Source organism: Burkholderia ubonensis (assembly GCF_001718695.1).
In the GTDB taxonomy this organism is placed as follows: Bacteria; Pseudomonadota; Gammaproteobacteria; order Burkholderiales; family Burkholderiaceae; genus Burkholderia; species Burkholderia ubonensis_B.
In genome coordinates, this window is the sequence record NZ_CP013420.1 from 428,229 (window position 1) to 444,154 (window position 15,926).

Consider the following 15,926-nt stretch of genomic DNA (forward strand, 5'->3'; position numbering starts at 1 on the left):
TCGCAGGAGATGAAGGAATTGATCGGGAGGGTCGATTACCGGGCGAGGCCGCGGCAGAAGTCGACGATGCGTTGCGCGCCCTCGACGCATTCGGGGGTGCCCGCGACGAGCGCGATCCGGATGAAATCGCGGCCCGGATTCGTGCCGTGCGCGTCGCGCGCGAGATACGAGCCGGGCAGAACCGTCACATTATAGTCGGCGTACAGGCGCCGGGCGAACTCGGTGTCCGACAGGCCGGTGCGCGCGACGTTGGCCCACAGGTAGAACGCGGCGTCGGGCAGCTTCACGTCGATCACGTCGGCGAGCATCGGCGTCACCGCGTCGAACTTCTGCACGTACAGCGCGCGGTTCTCGCGCACGTGCGCCTCGTCGTTCCATGCGGCGATGCTCGCCTGCTGCCAGACCGGCGACAGCGCCGAGCCGTGGTACGTGCGGTACAGCAGGAATTTCTTCAGCAGCGCGGCGTCGCCGGCAACGAAGCCCGAGCGCATGCCCGGCACGTTCGAGCGCTTCGACAGGCTCGACAGCATCACGAGCCGCTCGAAGCCGCGGCCGAGGCGGTGCGCGGCCTCGAGCCCGCCGAGCGGCGGCTTCGACTCGTCGAAGTAGATCTCCGAATAGCATTCGTCGGACGCGATCACGAAGCCGTGGCGGTCGGACAGCGCGAACAGCTCGCGCCAGTCGTCGAGCGTGAGCACCGCGCCGGTCGGGTTGCCCGGCGAGCACACGTACAGCAGCTGGGTGCGCGCCCAGACTTCGTCCGGCACGGCCGCGTAGTCGCACGCGTAGTTGCGGGCCGGGTCGCTGTTCGCGAAATACGGCTCGGCGCCGGCCAGCAGCGCCGCGCCTTCGTAAATTTGATAGAACGGATTCGGACAGAGTACGATCGCCTTCTCGCCGCCGGCGGAGCGGCTCGCGTCGATCACCGTCTGCGCGAGCGAGAACAGCGCTTCGCGCGAGCCTGACGCGGGCAGCACCTGCGTCGCCGGATCGATCGCCGGCAGTCCGTAGCGGCGCTCGAGCCAGCGCGCGATCGACGTGCGCAGCGCATCCGAGCCGGCCGTGGGCGGATACGCGGCGAGGCCGTCGAGCGCGACCACCGCGGCGTCGCGGATCAGCGCCGGGGTCGGGTGCTTGGGCTCGCCGATGCCGAAGCTGATCGGTTTCAGGCCGGCGGCGGGCGTACCGGCACCGGGCGTCACGTCCTTGAACAGGGCGCGCAGCTTTTCGAATGGATAGGGCTGGAGCGAGTCGAGTCGAGGGTTCACGGGCGAAGCGGCCATCGCGGCCGGTTGGAGCGAAAGGGGCGGCGCTCGCGCCGCGCGGCTGCGAACGGGCGCGGAAGGCGCGCGGCTCGCGACCGACGATTATAACGTGACGCCATGCGCTCACGGCCCGCCGCGACGGCGGCCGGGGCGGGCGAACCAAGGGTATCGAAGCACATGAACAATGCGGTACGCGGCAGCCTGCCGACGCTGGCGATCCTGATCGGCGCGTCGGTGTGGGGCCTGATCTGGTATCCGTTGCGGATCCTGGCGTCGCTGGGCCTGACGGGCACCGCGGCGAGCGCGCTGACGAGCGTCGTCGCGTTCCTGTTCGTGATCGTCGCGCGGCGCCGCGCGATCGCGACGCTGCGCTGGCACTGGGTGCTGCCGGGCATCGCAGTGACGGCCGGGATCACCAACCTCGGCTTCGTGTGGGGCACGATCCACGGCGAGGTGCTGCGCGTGATGCTGCTGTTCTATCTGACCCCCGCATGGACCGCGATCTACGCGCACTTCCTGCTGCGCGAGCGGCTCACCTGGGCGGGCGCGGGGCTCGCCGCGCTGTCGATCGGCGGCGCGATGCTGATGCTGTGGTCGCCGCGGCTCGGCGTGCCGCTGCCGGCCAACCCGGCCGAATGGGCGGGGCTCGCGGCCGGGCTGAGCTTCGCGATGAGCAACGTGCTGGTCGTCAAGGCGAGCCGCGAGCTGCCGCAGATGCGGGCCGAGATGCGCACCGCGACGCTGTTCGGCGGCGCGGCGGTGTTCGGCGCGATCGCGTCCCTGTTCGAGGGGCTGCCGGCCGTGCCGGCGGGCGGGAATCTGGGCGTCGCGGCGCTGCTGGTCGCGGGCATCGGCGTGACGATGGCGTCCAACAACCTGCTGGTGCAGTTTGGGCTCGCGCGCGTGCCGGCGAACCGGGCGTCGATCATCATGCTGTTCGAGATCGTCATCACCGCGCTGTCGGCGTGGGTGTTTGCGAGCGAGCTGCCGGGCGCGCGGGAGTGGGCAGGTGGCGCCTGCATCGTGCTCGCGACGCTGCTGTCGAGCCGGGTCCACCGGCCGCGCGCCGCGCAGGACAAACCCGGGAACGGGCGGGACGGCGCACGCGCGATGGTATGATGGGTGCCGTTTGCGGGGCCCGACGCTCGAGAGCGCGGCCCCGTTTTTGAATTCCGAGGCGCGCCGCGCGCAAGGGCCGGCTGGTCCGGCGCGGCGTGTCGTCGTCCGTTTCACACCTTCTTCACATCCGATACCGCCGTGCGTCTGAGCTCGATCAAACTCGCTGGCTTCAAATCCTTCGTCGATCCCACGCATTTCCAGGTTCCGGGCCAGCTTGTCGGCGTGGTAGGCCCGAACGGGTGCGGCAAGTCCAACATCATCGACGCCGTGCGCTGGGTGCTCGGCGAGTCGCGCGCGTCCGAGCTGCGCGGCGAGTCGATGCAGGACGTGATCTTCAACGGCTCGACCGCCCGCAAGCCCGGCAGCCGGGCGAGCGTCGAGCTGATCTTCGACAACTCCGACGGCCGCGCGGCCGGGCAGTGGGGCCAGTACGGCGAGATCGCCGTGAAGCGCGTGCTGACGCGCGACGGCACGTCGAGCTACTACATCAACAACCTGCCGGCGCGCCGCCGCGACATCCAGGACATCTTCCTCGGCACCGGCCTCGGCCCGCGCGCGTACGCGATCATCGGGCAGGGCATGATCGCGCGGATCATCGAGGCGAAGCCCGAAGAGCTGCGCGTGTTCCTCGAGGAAGCCGCGGGCGTGTCGAAGTACAAGGAACGCCGCCGCGAGACCGAGAACCGCCTGCACGACACGCGCGAGAACCTGACCCGCGTCGAGGACATCGTCCGCGAGCTCACCGCGAACCTCGAGAAGCTCGAGGCGCAGGCGGTCGTCGCGACCAAGTACAAGGAGCTCGTCGCCGACGGCGAGGAAAAGCAGCGCCTGCTGTGGCTGCTGCGCAAGAACGAGGCCGGCGGCGAGCAGCAGAAGCAGCAGCGCGCGATCGAACAGGCGCAGATCGACCTGGAGGCGCAGACCGCGAAGCTGCGCGAGGTCGAGTCGCAGCTCGAGACGCTGCGCGTTGCGCACTACGCGGCGAGCGACGCGATGCAGGGCGCGCAGGGCTCGCTCTACGAGGCGAACGCCGAGGTCAGCCGGCTGGAAGCCGAGATCAAGTTCATCGTCGAATCGCGCAACCGCGTGCAGGCGCAGATCGCCGCGCTCGACGCGCAGCGCGAGCAGTGGCGCGCGCAGGCCGAGAAGGCGCAGGACGAGCTCGCGGACGCCGAGGAAGCGCGCGCGATCGCCGACGAGAAGGCCGCGCTCGCCGAGGATGACGCCGCGGCGAAGCATGACGCGCTGCCGGCGCTCGAGGCGACCTGGCGTGATGCGCAGGCGCAGCTCAACGACGAGCGCGCGCGGATCGCGCAGACCGAGCAGTCGCTGAAGCTCGAGGCCGCGCACCAGCGCAACGCCGACCAGCAGCTGCAGCAGCTGCAGCAGCGGCAGGAACGCCTGAAGGCGGAAGCGGGCGGCCTCGACGCGCCGGACGAGGCGCAGCTCGAGGAGCTGCGCATGCAGCTGGCCGAACAGGAAGAAATCCTCTCCGACGCGCAGGCGCGGCTTGCCGACGCGCAGGAAACCGTGCCGCGCCTCGACGCCGAGCGCCGCGCCGCGCACGAGCGCGTGCAGGCCGAAAGCGCGCAGATCCATCAGCTCGAGGCGCGCCTCGCCGCGCTCAAGCAGCTGCAGGAGAACGTGCAGACCGAAGGCAAGGTGCAGCCGTGGCTCGACAAGCACGAGCTCGGCACGCTGCCGCGGCTGTGGAAGAAGCTGCATGTCGAGCCGGGCTGGGAAACGGCGCTCGAGGCCGTGCTGCGCGAGCGGCTCGCCGCGCTCGAAGTGTCGAATCTCGACTGGGTGAAGGCGTTCGCGACCGACGCGCCGCCCGCGAAGCTCGCGTTCTACGCGCCGCCGCCGGCCGGCGAGCCGCCCGTGGCGGCGGCCGGGCTGCGCCCGGTGCTGTCGCTCGTGCGCATCGACGACGCGGGCATCCGCGCGGTGCTGAACGACTGGCTCGGCAACGTGTACGTCGCCGACGACGTCGCGCAGGCGCTCGCGACGCGCACGCAGCTGCCGGCCGGCGGCTCGTTCGTCGTCAAGGCGGGCCATCTCGTCACGCGCGTCGGCGTGCAGCTGTACGCGGCCGATTCGGAACAGGCGGGGATGCTCGCCCGCCAGCAGGAAATCGAGAACCTGACGCGCCAGGTGCGCGCGCAGGCGCTGCTCGCGGACGAGGCGAAGTCGGCCGTGGTGCGCGCGGAAGCCGCGCACACGCAGGCGACGCAGGCGCTCACCGACGTGCGCGCGCAGGCCGAGCGCGCGACGCAGCGGGTGCACGCGCTGCAGATGGACGTGCTGAAGCTCGCGCAGGCGCACGAGCGCTACACGCAGCGCAGCACGCAGATCCGCGAGGAGCTCGAGGAAATCGGCGCGCAGGTCGAGGAGCAGCGTGCGCTGCGCGCGGAGTCGGAGGCGAATTTCGAGCGCTTCGACGGCGAGCTCGCGGAACTGCAGGCGCGCTTCGAGGACAACCAGCTCGCGTTCGAGTCGCTCGACGAATCGCTGTCGCAGGCGCGCCAGGCGGCGCGCGATCTGGAGCGCGGCGCGAACGACGCGCGCTTCGCCGCGCGCAACGCGGCGACCCGGATCGACGAGCTCAAGCGCAGCATCCAGGTCGCGCACGAGCAGAGCGAGCGCGTCGCCGCGTCGCTGGAAGACGCGCGCGCCGAGCTCGAGACGATCAACGAGCAGACCGCGCATACGGGCCTGCAGGACGCGCTCGAAATCCGCGCGGTGAAGGAAGAGGCGCTGCAGGCCGCGCGCATCGAGCTCGACGACCTGACCGCGAAGCTGCGCGCGTCGGACGAGCAGCGTCTCGTCGCCGAGCGTTCGCTGCAGCCGCTGCGCGACCGCATCACCGAGCTGCAGCTGAAGGAGCAGGCGGCGCGCCTGGCGGTCGAGCAGTTCGCCGAGCAGCTCGCGACGGCCGAGGTCGACGAGGCCGCGCTGCGCGAGAAGCTGACGCCGGACCTGAAGCCGTCGTACCTGCAGGGCGAGGTCACGCGGATCAACAATGCGATCAACGCGCTCGGCCCCGTGAACATGGCGGCGCTCGACGAACTGAAGGCCGCGAACGAGCGCAAGGTGTTCCTCGACGCGCAGTCGGCCGACCTGAACGACGCGATCACGACCCTCGAGGACGCGATCCACAAGATCGACCAGGAAACCCGCACGCTGCTGCAGGGAACCTTCGACGAAGTCAATCGTCACTTCAGCGACCTGTTCCCGCGCCTGTTCGGCGGCGGCCAGGCGAAGCTGATCATGACGGGCGACGAGATCCTCGACGCCGGCGTGCAGGTGATGGCGCAGCCGCCCGGCAAGAAGAACGCGACGATTCACCTGCTGTCCGGCGGCGAGAAGGCGCTGACCGCGACCGCGCTGGTGTTCGCGATGTTCCAGCTGAATCCGGCCCCGTTCTGTCTGCTGGACGAGGTCGACGCACCGCTCGACGACGCGAACACCGAGCGTTTCGCGAATCTCGTGCGCGCGATGTCGGACAAGACGCAGTTCCTCTTCATCTCGCACAACAAGATCGCGATGGAGATGGCGCAGCAGCTGATCGGCGTGACGATGCAGGAGCAGGGCGTGTCGCGGATCGTCGCGGTGGACATGGAAACCGCCGCGGGTTTTGCCCAGAATTGACGTTTACGAACCGGGTTCGCGGGCGTGCGGCACGGAGCCGCCCGGCGCAATGGCGCCCCGCTTGCGAGCCCAACGAAAAAGAATCGTGATGGAGCGTGCATGGACGAGTTGACACTCGGTTTGATCGGCGCAGGCGCGGTCGTGGTGGGCGGCGTCGTGGTCTACAACGCGTGGCAGGGCGCGAAGGTGCGGCGCAGGATGCCGCGTCCGATGCCTCAGGAGACGGCGGACGCGATGCACCGCCCGGAACGCGACGACGAGCTGCCGTTCATCGAGCCCGTGCGCCAGCCGGCGCGCCGCGAATCGGCGGCGCCGGACGCCGAGGCTGCAGCGGGCGCAGCCGGCGCGTCGGCCGAGGCGGCGCGCGTCGAGCCGACGTTCGGTGGGGCCACCTTAGGCGGGGCCGCCTTGGGCGGCGCGGCGCCTGCCGACATGCCGGCGGACCTGCAGGCCGAGGCGACGTCGGCCGACCTGCCGGTCGCCGAGACGGCCGACGATAGCGGCGCGAGCGAGCCGGTCGAGCCGGTCAAGCCTGCCGAGCCGGTGCTGCCGGCCGCGACGACGATCTCCGCGGCGCCGCCCGCGGTCGTCGACCGCCGGATCGATTGCATCGTGCCGATCCGCCTCGCGTCGCCGCTGCCGGGCGACAAGATCCTGCCGGTCGCGCAGCGCCTGCGCCGCGCGGGGAGCAAGCCGGTGCACATCGAAGGCAAGCCGGAAGGCGGCAACTGGGAGCTGCTGCAGAACGGCGTGCGCTACGACGAGCTGCGCGCGGCCGCGCAGCTCGCGAACCGCGGCGGCCCGCTGAACGAGCTGGAGTTCTCGGAATTCGTGACGGGCGTCCAGCAGTTCGCCGACGCGATCGACGGCGCGCCCGAATTCCCGGACATGATGGAGACGGTGTCGATGGCGCGCGAGCTCGACGGCTTCGCCGCGCAATGCGACGCGCAGCTGTTGATCAACGTGATGTCGGACGGCGCGCCGTGGTCGGCCAACTACGTGCAGGCGGTGGCGTCGCAGGACGGGCTGCTGCTGTCGCGCGACGGCACGCGCTTCGTCAAGCTCGACGCGAAGCAGAATCCGGTGTTCATGCTGCAGTTCGGCGACACCAACTTCCTGCGCGACGATCTGACCTACAAGGGCGGCAACATGATCACGCTGGTGCTCGACGTGCCGGTCGCGGAAGAGGACATCCTGCCGTTCCGGCTGATGTGCGACTACGCGAAGTCGCTGTCCGAGCGGATCGGCGCGCGGGTGGTCGACGACCAGCGCCGGCCGCTGCCGGAATCGACGCTGCTCGCGATCGAGCAGCAACTGATGAAGCTGTACGCGAAGCTCGAGGAGGCCGGCATCCCGGCCGGCTCGCCGGTCACGCGGCGGCTGTTCAGCCAGTAACGCGAACCACTGGTCGCGGCGCGCGATCCGCCGCCGCGACCCGCTGCCGGCGGCTGTCGGCAGCATCGCGCGCCACGCCGTTTCCGGCCCCCGGCGCGGCGCCAAACTGAGATAATCTGGCATTCGATTGTCTCAGAAAGAATCTGCCGCCAGCATGGCCCGAACCCAAGCCGAACCGCCAGCCAGCCAGCCCGACGCGCGCGCCGCGTGGCTGCGCGACCAACTCGAGCGGGCGAACCACGCCTATTACGTGCTCGACCAGCCGGACCTGCCGGACGCCGAATACGACCGACTGTTTCTCGAACTGCAACAGATCGAGGCGGACCACCCCGAACTCGTGACGCCCGACTCGCCGACGCAGCGCGTCGGCGGCGCGGTCGCGGGCGGCTTCACGCCGGTCGTCCACGACGCGCCGATGCTGTCGCTGAACAACGGCTTCGAGGACGAGGACATCGTCGCGTTCGACAAGCGCATCGCCGACGCGCTCGACAAGGCCGTCGATCTCGCCGGGTCGGTGACCGACCCTGTCGAATACGCGTGCGAGCTGAAATTCGACGGCCTCGCCATCTCGCTGCGCTACGAAAACGGCGTGTTCGTGCAGGCGTCGACGCGCGGCGACGGCACGACCGGCGAGGACGTGACGCAGAACGTCCGCACGATCCGCTCGCTGCCGCTGAAGCTGAAGGGCAAGAACCTGCCGGCCGTGCTCGACGTGCGCGGCGAGGTGCTGATGTTCAAGCGCGATTTCGCGCGCCTGAACGAACGCCAGCGCGCGGCCGGGCAGCGCGAATTCGCGAACCCGCGCAACGCGGCGGCCGGCAGCCTGCGCCAGCTCGATCCGAAGATCACCGCGCAGCGCCCGCTGTCGTTCTTCGCGTACGGGATCGGCGTGCTCGACGGCGCGCCGATGCCCGACACGCACAGCGCGCTGCTCGACTGGTACGAGGCGCTCGGCCTGCCGGTGAACCGCGAGCGCGCGGTCGTGCGCGGCGCTAACGGGCTGCTCGGGTTCTTCCGCAAGATCGGCGAGCAGCGCGAGTCGCTGCCGTACGACATCGACGGCGTCGTCTACAAGGTGAACCGCCGCGACGAACAGGAGCGGCTCGGCTTCGTGTCGCGCGCGCCGCGCTTCGCGCTCGCGCACAAGTTCCCCGCGCAGGAAGCGCTGACGACGCTCGTCGCGATCGATGTGCAGGTCGGGCGTACCGGTGCGATCACGCCGGTCGCGCGGCTCGAGCCGGTGTTCGTCGGCGGCGCGACCGTGACCAACGCAACGCTGCACAACGAGGACGAGGTGCGCCGCAAGGACATCCGCATCGGCGACACGGTGATCGTGAGGCGTGCGGGCGACGTGATTCCGGAAGTGGTCGGCGCGGTGCTCGACCGGCGGCCGGACCCTGCGCCGGAGTTCGTGATGCCGACCGAGTGCCCGGTGTGCGGCTCGCGCATCGAGCGGTTGCCGGACGAGGCGATCGCCCGCTGCACGGGCGGCCTGTTCTGCCCGGCGCAGCGCAAGCAGGCGCTGTGGCACTTCGCGCAGCGGCGCGCGCTCGACATCGACGGGCTCGGCGAGAAGATCATCGACCAGCTGGTCGAGCAGAACATCGTGCGCACGCCGGCAGACCTGTTCAACCTCGGCTTCGCGACGCTCGCGGAACTCGACCGGTTCGCGGAGAAGTCCGCGCAGAACCTGCTCGATTCGCTCGAGAAGGCCAAGCACACGACGCTGGCACGCTTCATCTACGGGCTCGGCATCCGCCACGTCGGCGAATCGACCGCGAAGGACCTCGCGAAGCATTTCGGCTCGCTGAACCCGATCATGGATGCGACGGTCGAGGAATTGCTCGAAGTCAACGACGTCGGGCCGATCGTCGCCGAGTCGATCCACCAGTTCTTCGCGGAGGAGCACAACCGCACGGTGATCGAGCAGCTGCGCGCGCCGGGCAAAGTCACGTGGCCCGAAGGGCCGCCCGCGCCGAAGGCGCCGCAGGGCGTGCTGGCCGGCAAGACCGTCGTGCTGACGGGCACGCTGCCGAACCTCACGCGCGATGCGGCGAAGGAGATGCTCGAGGCGGCCGGCGCGAAGGTCGCCGGCTCGGTGTCGAAGAAGACGGATTATGTCGTCGCGGGCGCGGAGGCGGGCAGCAAGCTCGCGAAGGCCGAGGAACTCGGCATCCCGGTGCTGGACGAAGACGGATTGCACCAACTTCTGGAGGGCCATGCGCCATGATTCGCGAGATTCTGAAGATGGGCGATCCCCGTCTGCTCGAGATCGCCCAGCCGGTCGAGCGCTTCGACACGCCGGCGCTGCACGAACTGGTCGCCGACATGTTCGAGACGATGCATCACGCGAACGGCGCGGGATTGGCCGCGCCGCAGATCGGCGTCGGCCTGCAGGTCATCATCTTCGGCTTCGGCAACAACAACCGCTACCCGGAAGCGCCGCCCGTGCCCGAGACGGTGCTGATCAACCCGAAGGTCGAGTACATGCCGCCGGACATGGAGGAGGGCTGGGAAGGCTGCCTGTCGGTGCCGGGCATGCGCGGCGTCGTCAGCCGCTACGCGAAGATCCGCTACAGCGGCTTCGACCAGTTCGGCGCGAAGATCGACCGGGTCGCCGAAGGGTTTCACGCGCGGGTCGTCCAGCACGAATACGATCACCTGATCGGCAAGCTGTACCCGATGCGGATCACCGACTTCACGCGCTTCGGGTTTACCGACGTGCTGTTTCCGGGGCTCGACGCGACGGACGACTGATGGGGGACGGGCGCGATCGTTCGCATTGCCCGCCGGAATGAGAAAAGCCCGCCGGAAGAACATCGGCGGGCTTTTTCGTAACGTGCGCAGATGCGCCGCGCAGGGTCGTCGGAACCGCCGTCAGAACGTCTCGTCGGCCGACAGGTAGCGCCATTGCCCCTGCGGCAGCGCGCCGAGCATCACGCGGCCCATGCGCACGCGCTTGAGGCCGATCACCTCGAGGCCGACCAGCTCGCACATGCGGCGGATCTGGCGCTTCTTGCCTTCGCGCAGCACGAAGCGCAGCTGCTCGCCGTTCTGCCAGCTCACCATCGCGGGCTTCAGCGCGACGCCGTCGAGCTCGAGGCCGTGGCGCAGCTTCGCGAGCGATTCCGCCGGGAAGTGCTGGTCGATGTCGATCAGGCGCTCGCCGAAGCGCACGCGCACCAGGTATTCCTTGTCGATGTCCGACTGCTCGCCGATCAGCTGCTTCGCGATCCGGCCGTTCTGCGTCAGCACGAGCAGGCCGGTCGAATCGATGTCGAGCCGGCCGGCCGGCGCGAGCGAGTGCAGATGCTGCGGCGAGAAGCGCAGCGCCGAGCGGTCGCCGCTCCAGTGGTTCTCGCGCGTGATCAGCACGGTCGCGGGCTCGTAGCCGTCTTCCGCCTGGCCCGACACGTAGCCGACCGGCTTGTGCAGCAGGATCGTCACCTGCGCCGCTTGTGCCGCGCTGGCGCGTTCGTCGATCTCGATGCGCTGGTCGGCGCGCACCTTGGTGCCGAGCGTGTCGATGCGTTCGCCGTCGACCAGCACCCAGCCTTTCTCGATCCATTCGTCGGCTTCGCGGCGCGAGCACAGGCCCAGTTCGGACATCCGCTTCGACAGGCGCATCAGGCCCGTTTCGTCACCGTGATCGATGTCGGCGGCGCGGTGCTTGACCGGCTGGGTGGTTTTCAGTGCGGGGCTGCTCGTGCGGCGCTCGGTGCTGCTGCGCTCGGTGGGGCGTGCCGGGCGCGCGGGGCGGTCGCCGAAACTGCGCTTTGCGCCTGCGCCGGCATCCTTGTCGCGGTAAGGCGCGCGTGCGCCGCCTTCGGCGCCTGCGCGGCGCGGGCGTGCATCGTCATCGCGTGCGGGACGTGCGGGGCGGTCGCCGAAGCTGCGCTTCGCGCCTTCACCGGCCGCCTTGTCGCGATACGGCGCGCGTGCGCCGCCTTCGCCACCTGCGCGGCGCGGGCGATCGTCATCGCGTGCGGGACGTGCCGGGCGGTCGCCGAAGCTGCGCTTCGCGCCTTCACCGGCCGCCTTGTCGCGATATGGCGCGCGTGCGCCGCCTTCGCTACCTGCGCGGCGCGGGCGATCGTCATCGCGTGCGGGACGCGCCGGACGGTCGCCGAAGCTGCGCTTCGCATCTTCACCGGCTGCCTTGTCGCGATACGGCGCGCGTGCGCCGCCTTCGCCACCTGTGCGCCGCGGGCGATCGTCATCGCGTGCGGGACGTGCGGGGCGGTCACCGAAGCTGCGCTTGGCGCCTTCGCCGCCTGTCGTGTCGCGATACGGCGCGCGTGCGCCGCCTTCGCCACCTGCGCGGCGCGGGCGATCGTCATCGCGTGCGGGACGCGCCGGACGGTCGCCGGTCGCACGACGGTCGCCGAAGCTGCGCTTCGCGCCTTCGCCGGCATCCTTGTCGCGATACGGCGCACGCGCACCGCCTTCGGCGCCTGCACGGCGCGGCCGCGCGTCGCCGCGCGCTGCGCCGGCGTCACGCGGCGCGCGATCCGCGCCCGGCCGTTGCGCGTCGCGCGACTCGGCGGCACGCTTGCCGGCGCCGGCCGCGGCGGGCTTCTGCGCACGCGGCGGCTTGTCGCCGGGGGCCGGCGCGGCGGGGCGCACGGCCTTGCGGGCGACGAGGCTGCCGGAACGGACGGGGGCGCGGGTCGGTGACGCCGGCCGCGGATTCTTGACGGTCAATTTGGTGCGCATAAACGCTGGGATACTTTCAGACTGTTTCAGACTGCGATCGCGCGCAGCAGCTCGGTTTCCACCTGAATCTGCAGACGGTTGCCGGAGAGGCCGGCGCCGTCGAGCAGGAAGATGTCCTCGACGCGTTCGCCGAGCGTATTGATCCGCGCCGCGTGGACGCCGACCCGGTGCTCGGCCAGCACGCGCGCGATCGAATAGAGAAGGCCCGGCCGGTCGTTGGCGGACACGGACAGGATGTAGTACTGGCCGCGCTCGTCGGCCCGCAGGTCGACGCGCGGCGTGATCGGAAACGTCCGCGACAGTCGCGACAGCCGGCCCTTGGACGGTTCCGGCAGCGGCGCGGCCTCGGCGAGGCGCGTCGCCAGCTGCTGCTCGACGAGGTTCGCGATGTCGCGGTACTGCACGTCGTGCTCGGTTTGCGTGACGATGAAGTTGTCGAGCGCATAGCCGTGCCGCGTCGTGCTGACGCGCGCGTCGAGCACCGACAGCCCGTTGCGGTCGAAGTACGCGCAGATGCCCGCGAACAGGTCCGCGCGGTCCTTCACGTAGACGAGCACCTGCAGCGCGTCGCCGACGGGCGACGGCCGCGCGCGCACGATCGCGGTCTCGGCGTTCACGTGCCGATACAGCACGCGGGTCTGCCACGCGATGTCGGCGGCGTCGTGGCGCAGGAAGAAGCCGACGTCGAGCTGGTCCCACAGCGCGCGGTGCGCATCGGTGGGCACGGTCTCGAGGCGCAGCAGCGCGAGCGCCTCTTCCTGGCGCGACTTCAGTTCGGAATGCGTGTCGGGTTGCGCGCCGCCGAGCACCGCGAGCGTCGCGCGGTACAGGTCTTCGAGCAGCTTGCCCTTCCACGTGTTCCAGACCTTCGGGCTGGTGCCGCGGATGTCCGCGACGGTCAGCAGGTAGAGCGCCGTCAGCCGGCGCTCGCTGCCGACGAGATCGGCGAAGCGCTTGACGACTTCCGGGTCGCTCGTGTCCTGCTTCTGCGCGACCTGGCTCATCGTCAGGTGATGCTGGACCAACCAGACGATCAGCGCGGCATCGTCGCCGGCGACGCCGTGCTCGCGGCAGAAGCGCCGCGCGTCGGCCATCCCGAGCGTCGAGTGATCGCCGCCGCGGCCCTTCGCGATGTCGTGGAACAGCGCCGCGATGTACAACACCCACGGCCGCTCGAAGTTGCCGATCAGCTGGCTGCAGAACGGATATTCGTGCGCATGCTCGGCGACCGCGAAGCGGCGGATGTTGCGCAGCACCATCAGGATGTGCTGGTCGACCGTGTACACGTGATACAGGTCGTGCTGCATCTGGCCGACGATGCGGCGGAAATTCAGCAGATAGCGGCCGAGCACGCTCGTCTGGTTCATCAGCCGGAACGCATGCGTGATGCCTTCGGGCTGCTGCAGGATCTGCATGAACGTGCGGCGGTTCTGCGGATCGCGCCGCCACGCGTTGTTCATGATCTCGCGCGAGTTGTACAGCGCCCGCAGCGTGCGCGCGGACAGGCCCTTCACGCCGCGCGTCGTCTCGTAGAGCAGGAATGCCTCGAGGATCGCGTCCGGATGGCGCTCGAACACGTCGTCGTCGACGATCTCGAGCATCCCCTGCTTCTCGACGAAGCGCTCGGGCGACAGCACGCGCGTGATGCCGCTCGTGGCCGGGAACAGCTGGGCCTCGATGTTCTGGATCAGGATCGTCGCGAGCTGCGTGACGGCCTTCGCGGCCCAGTAGTAGCGGCGCATCAGCTGCTCGCTCGCGCGCTTCGCGGGCGTCGGCCGGTAGCCGAAGCTTTCGGCCGCCTGGGTCTGCAGGTCGAACACGAGCATGTCCTGGCGGCGCCCGGCGATCACGTGCAGCCGCGCGCGCAGCGTCTTCAGGAAGCCTTCGTTGCGGCGCAGCTCGCGCGCTTCGCGCTCGGTGATGAGGCCGCGCGTGTCGAGCTCGCGCCAGCTGCTGCCGAAGCCGGCCGCGCGCGCGATCCACAGGATCGTCTGCAGGTCGCGCAGCCCGCCCGGGCTTTCCTTCACGTTCGGCTCGAGGCTGTACGGCGTGTCCTGGCTCTTCGCGTGGCGCTGGCGCATCTCGAGCACCTTCGCGGTGAAGAACGCGCGCGCGTCGAGCGCCTCGTGGTAGCGCACCGTGAAGCGCTCGAACAGCGCGGTGCTGCCGACGATGCGGCGCGCTTCCAGCAGCGAGGTCTGCACCGTGACGTCCTGCGACGCCTCCTCGATGCATTGCGCGACCGTGCGCACGCTGCTGCCGATCTCGAGGCCGAGATCCCAGGCCATGCCGATGAAGCGCTCGATCCGGGCGTCGAGTTCGGCGGCATGCCCGTCGGGCAGCAGCACGAGGATGTCGACGTCGGAATAGGGGGCCAGCTCGCCGCGCCCGTAGCCGCCGACCGCGACGAGCGCGAGCGTCGCGGGCAGCCCGCAGTCGTCCCAGACACGCTTGAGCGCATCGTCGGTGGCCTTCGACAGCGCGTGCATCAGCGACGCGACGTTGGTCGCGCTGCGAAAGCGCGCGAGCAGGTCGGCCTTTGCGGCCTTGAATTCGGCGCGCCGCGAGAGCGCTTCGGTCGAGGGGGCGGCGTGAGCGCTCATGGGCGGCGGATCAGAAGCGGGCGGGCGCGGACGCGCTCACGCCGCCGGGGTCGAATGGGCGAAGACGGGGCGCTCGGGCGAGCCGGCGGACACGGTCAGCACGTCGTAGCCGGTGTCGGTGACGAGCACGGTGTGCTCCCACTGCGCGGACAGGCTGCGGTCGCGCGTCTTGACCGTCCACTGGTCGGGCATCGTGCGGATGTCGCGCTTGCCGGCGTTGATCATCGGCTCGATCGTGAAGATCATGCCCGGCTTCAGTTCGACGCCGGTGCCCGGACGGCCGTAGTGGACGACCTGCGGATCCTCGTGAAACACCGTGCCGATGCCGTGGCCGCAGTACTCGCGCACGACGCTGTAGCCCTGCGCTTCCGCGTGCTTCTGGATCGCGTGGCCGATGTCGCCGAGGTGCGCGCCCGGCTTGACCTGGTCGATGCCGAGCCACATGCACTCGTAGGTGGTCTGCACGAGGCGCTTCGCGAGGATCGAGCCCTCGCCGACGATGAACATCCGGCTCGTGTCGCCGAAGTAGCCATCCTTGATCACGGTGACGTCGATGTTCAGCGCGTCGCCGTTCTTGAGCACCTTGTCGCCCGGGATGCCGTGGCAGATCACGTCGTTGACGGAAATGCAGCACGACGCCGGGTAGGGCGGGTAGCCGGGCGGCTGGTAGTTCAGCGTCGCGGGAACCGTGCCCTGCACGTCGACCATGTAGTTGTGGCAGAGGCGGTCGAGTTCGGCGGTCGTGATGCCCGCGACGACGTGCGGGGTGAGGTAGTCGAGCACTTCGCTCGCCAGACGGCAGGCGACGCGCATCTGCGCGATATCGTGTTCGTTTTTGAGCGTAATAGCCATCGGGGTGTGCCTGGAAAGCGGTGAATTGACGGATTATCGCACCTTATGCCGGGCGTCGCAGCCCCGGCGGCCGCGCGGATGCGGGTTTTTGCGGATTGTCGCGGGCACCGCCGCCGGCCCGGCAAAGTGTCGGGCGACTTGAGAGCGTACCACTCGGCATGCTATACTCTTTGGCTAAGTCGACACTCAAATGCGTCGCATGTCCCAAGCTGGGCGGCGTTTTGCAGTGAAAGGCTTGCGGCACGCGCATCTTCGTTTCGCGCGTGCCGAATCGCAAGCCGGCGCAACCAGGGTGCCGGCCGCGCGAAACGGAAAGCCTGCGGGC

At 69.8% G+C, this 15,926-nt stretch carries 9 protein-coding genes; 5 read left to right on the forward strand and 4 right to left on the reverse strand.

What is annotated here, in order from left to right; translation table 11 throughout:
• Positions 1-35: 35 nt before the first annotated feature.
• Entirely contained in the window at positions 36-1,283 is a 1,248-nt protein-coding gene (gene dapC / locus WJ35_RS01985; RefSeq protein WP_060235033.1) for a succinyldiaminopimelate transaminase, read from the reverse strand.
• Positions 1,284-1,442: 159 nt separating this feature from the next.
• Between dapC and WJ35_RS01990 the strand changes: the two genes are divergently transcribed.
• The 5 genes from WJ35_RS01990 (at position 1,443) to def (ending at position 10,187) form a co-directional block, all read left to right on the forward strand.
• Complete coding sequence (locus tag WJ35_RS01990; protein WP_060235032.1) at positions 1,443-2,384, forward strand: DMT family transporter; 942 nt, start codon at positions 1,443-1,445, stop codon at positions 2,382-2,384.
• A gap of 138 nt (positions 2,385-2,522) precedes the next feature.
• Positions 2,523-6,035 carry a chromosome segregation protein SMC gene (gene smc, locus WJ35_RS01995; RefSeq protein ID WP_059527902.1) on the forward strand — a complete coding sequence of 1,171 codons (3,513 nt, stop codon included), beginning with the start codon at positions 2,523-2,525 and terminating at the stop codon, positions 6,033-6,035.
• A gap of 99 nt (positions 6,036-6,134) precedes the next feature.
• Complete coding sequence (locus WJ35_RS02000) at positions 6,135-7,430, forward strand: cell division protein ZipA C-terminal FtsZ-binding domain-containing protein (RefSeq protein WP_060235031.1); 1,296 nt, start codon at positions 6,135-6,137, stop codon at positions 7,428-7,430.
• 154 nt (positions 7,431-7,584) lie between these two features.
• Positions 7,585-9,660 (forward strand): NAD-dependent DNA ligase LigA, encoded by a 2,076-nt coding sequence (gene ligA / locus WJ35_RS02005; protein ID WP_060235030.1) that lies wholly within the window; start codon positions 7,585-7,587, stop codon positions 9,658-9,660.
• Positions 9,657-10,187 carry a peptide deformylase gene (gene def / locus WJ35_RS02010; protein ID WP_059659353.1) on the forward strand — a complete coding sequence of 177 codons (531 nt, stop codon included), beginning with the start codon at positions 9,657-9,659 and terminating at the stop codon, positions 10,185-10,187. Before ligA ends, def begins: the two co-directional genes overlap by 4 nt.
• Positions 10,188-10,307: 120 nt before the next feature.
• Here the strand turns inward: def and WJ35_RS29400 are convergent, their stop codons facing one another.
• Genes WJ35_RS29400 through map form a run of 3 tightly spaced genes read right to left on the reverse strand, consistent with a single transcriptional unit; the run spans position 10,308 to position 15,601 of the window.
• On the reverse strand, positions 10,308-12,146 hold the full coding sequence (locus tag WJ35_RS29400) for a pseudouridine synthase (RefSeq protein WP_080484204.1): 1,839 nt from the start codon (positions 12,144-12,146) through the stop codon (positions 10,308-10,310).
• A 26-nt stretch (positions 12,147-12,172) separates the two neighbouring features.
• Positions 12,173-14,749, reverse strand: a complete 2,577-nt coding sequence (locus tag WJ35_RS02020) for a [protein-PII] uridylyltransferase (protein ID WP_060235029.1) — start codon at positions 14,747-14,749, stop codon at positions 12,173-12,175.
• Positions 14,750-14,785: 36 nt separating this feature from the next.
• A complete protein-coding gene (gene map / locus WJ35_RS02025) occupies positions 14,786-15,601 on the reverse strand; it encodes a type I methionyl aminopeptidase (protein WP_010092061.1) in 816 nt (271 codons plus the stop codon).
• Between the last annotated feature and the right edge of the window lie 325 nt (positions 15,602-15,926).

Bases quoted from the DNA above. Each gene is read 5' to 3' on its own strand.
- dapC (WP_060235033.1), bottom strand. From the start codon at position 1,283: ATGGCCGCTTCGCCCGTGAACCCTCGACTCGACTCGCTCCAGCCCTAT.
- WJ35_RS01990 (WP_060235032.1), top strand. From the start codon at position 1,443: ATGAACAATGCGGTACGCGGCAGCCTGCCGACGCTGGCGATCCTGATC.
- WJ35_RS29400 (WP_080484204.1), bottom strand. From the start codon at position 12,146: ATGCGCACCAAATTGACCGTCAAGAATCCGCGGCCGGCGTCACCGACC.
- ligA (WP_060235030.1), top strand. From the start codon at position 7,585: ATGGCCCGAACCCAAGCCGAACCGCCAGCCAGCCAGCCCGACGCGCGC.
- map (WP_010092061.1), bottom strand. From the start codon at position 15,601: ATGGCTATTACGCTCAAAAACGAACACGATATCGCGCAGATGCGCGTC.
- def (WP_059659353.1), top strand. From the start codon at position 9,657: ATGATTCGCGAGATTCTGAAGATGGGCGATCCCCGTCTGCTCGAGATC.
- WJ35_RS02020 (WP_060235029.1), bottom strand. From the start codon at position 14,749: ATGAGCGCTCACGCCGCCCCCTCGACCGAAGCGCTCTCGCGGCGCGCC.
- WJ35_RS02000 (WP_060235031.1), top strand. From the start codon at position 6,135: ATGGACGAGTTGACACTCGGTTTGATCGGCGCAGGCGCGGTCGTGGTG.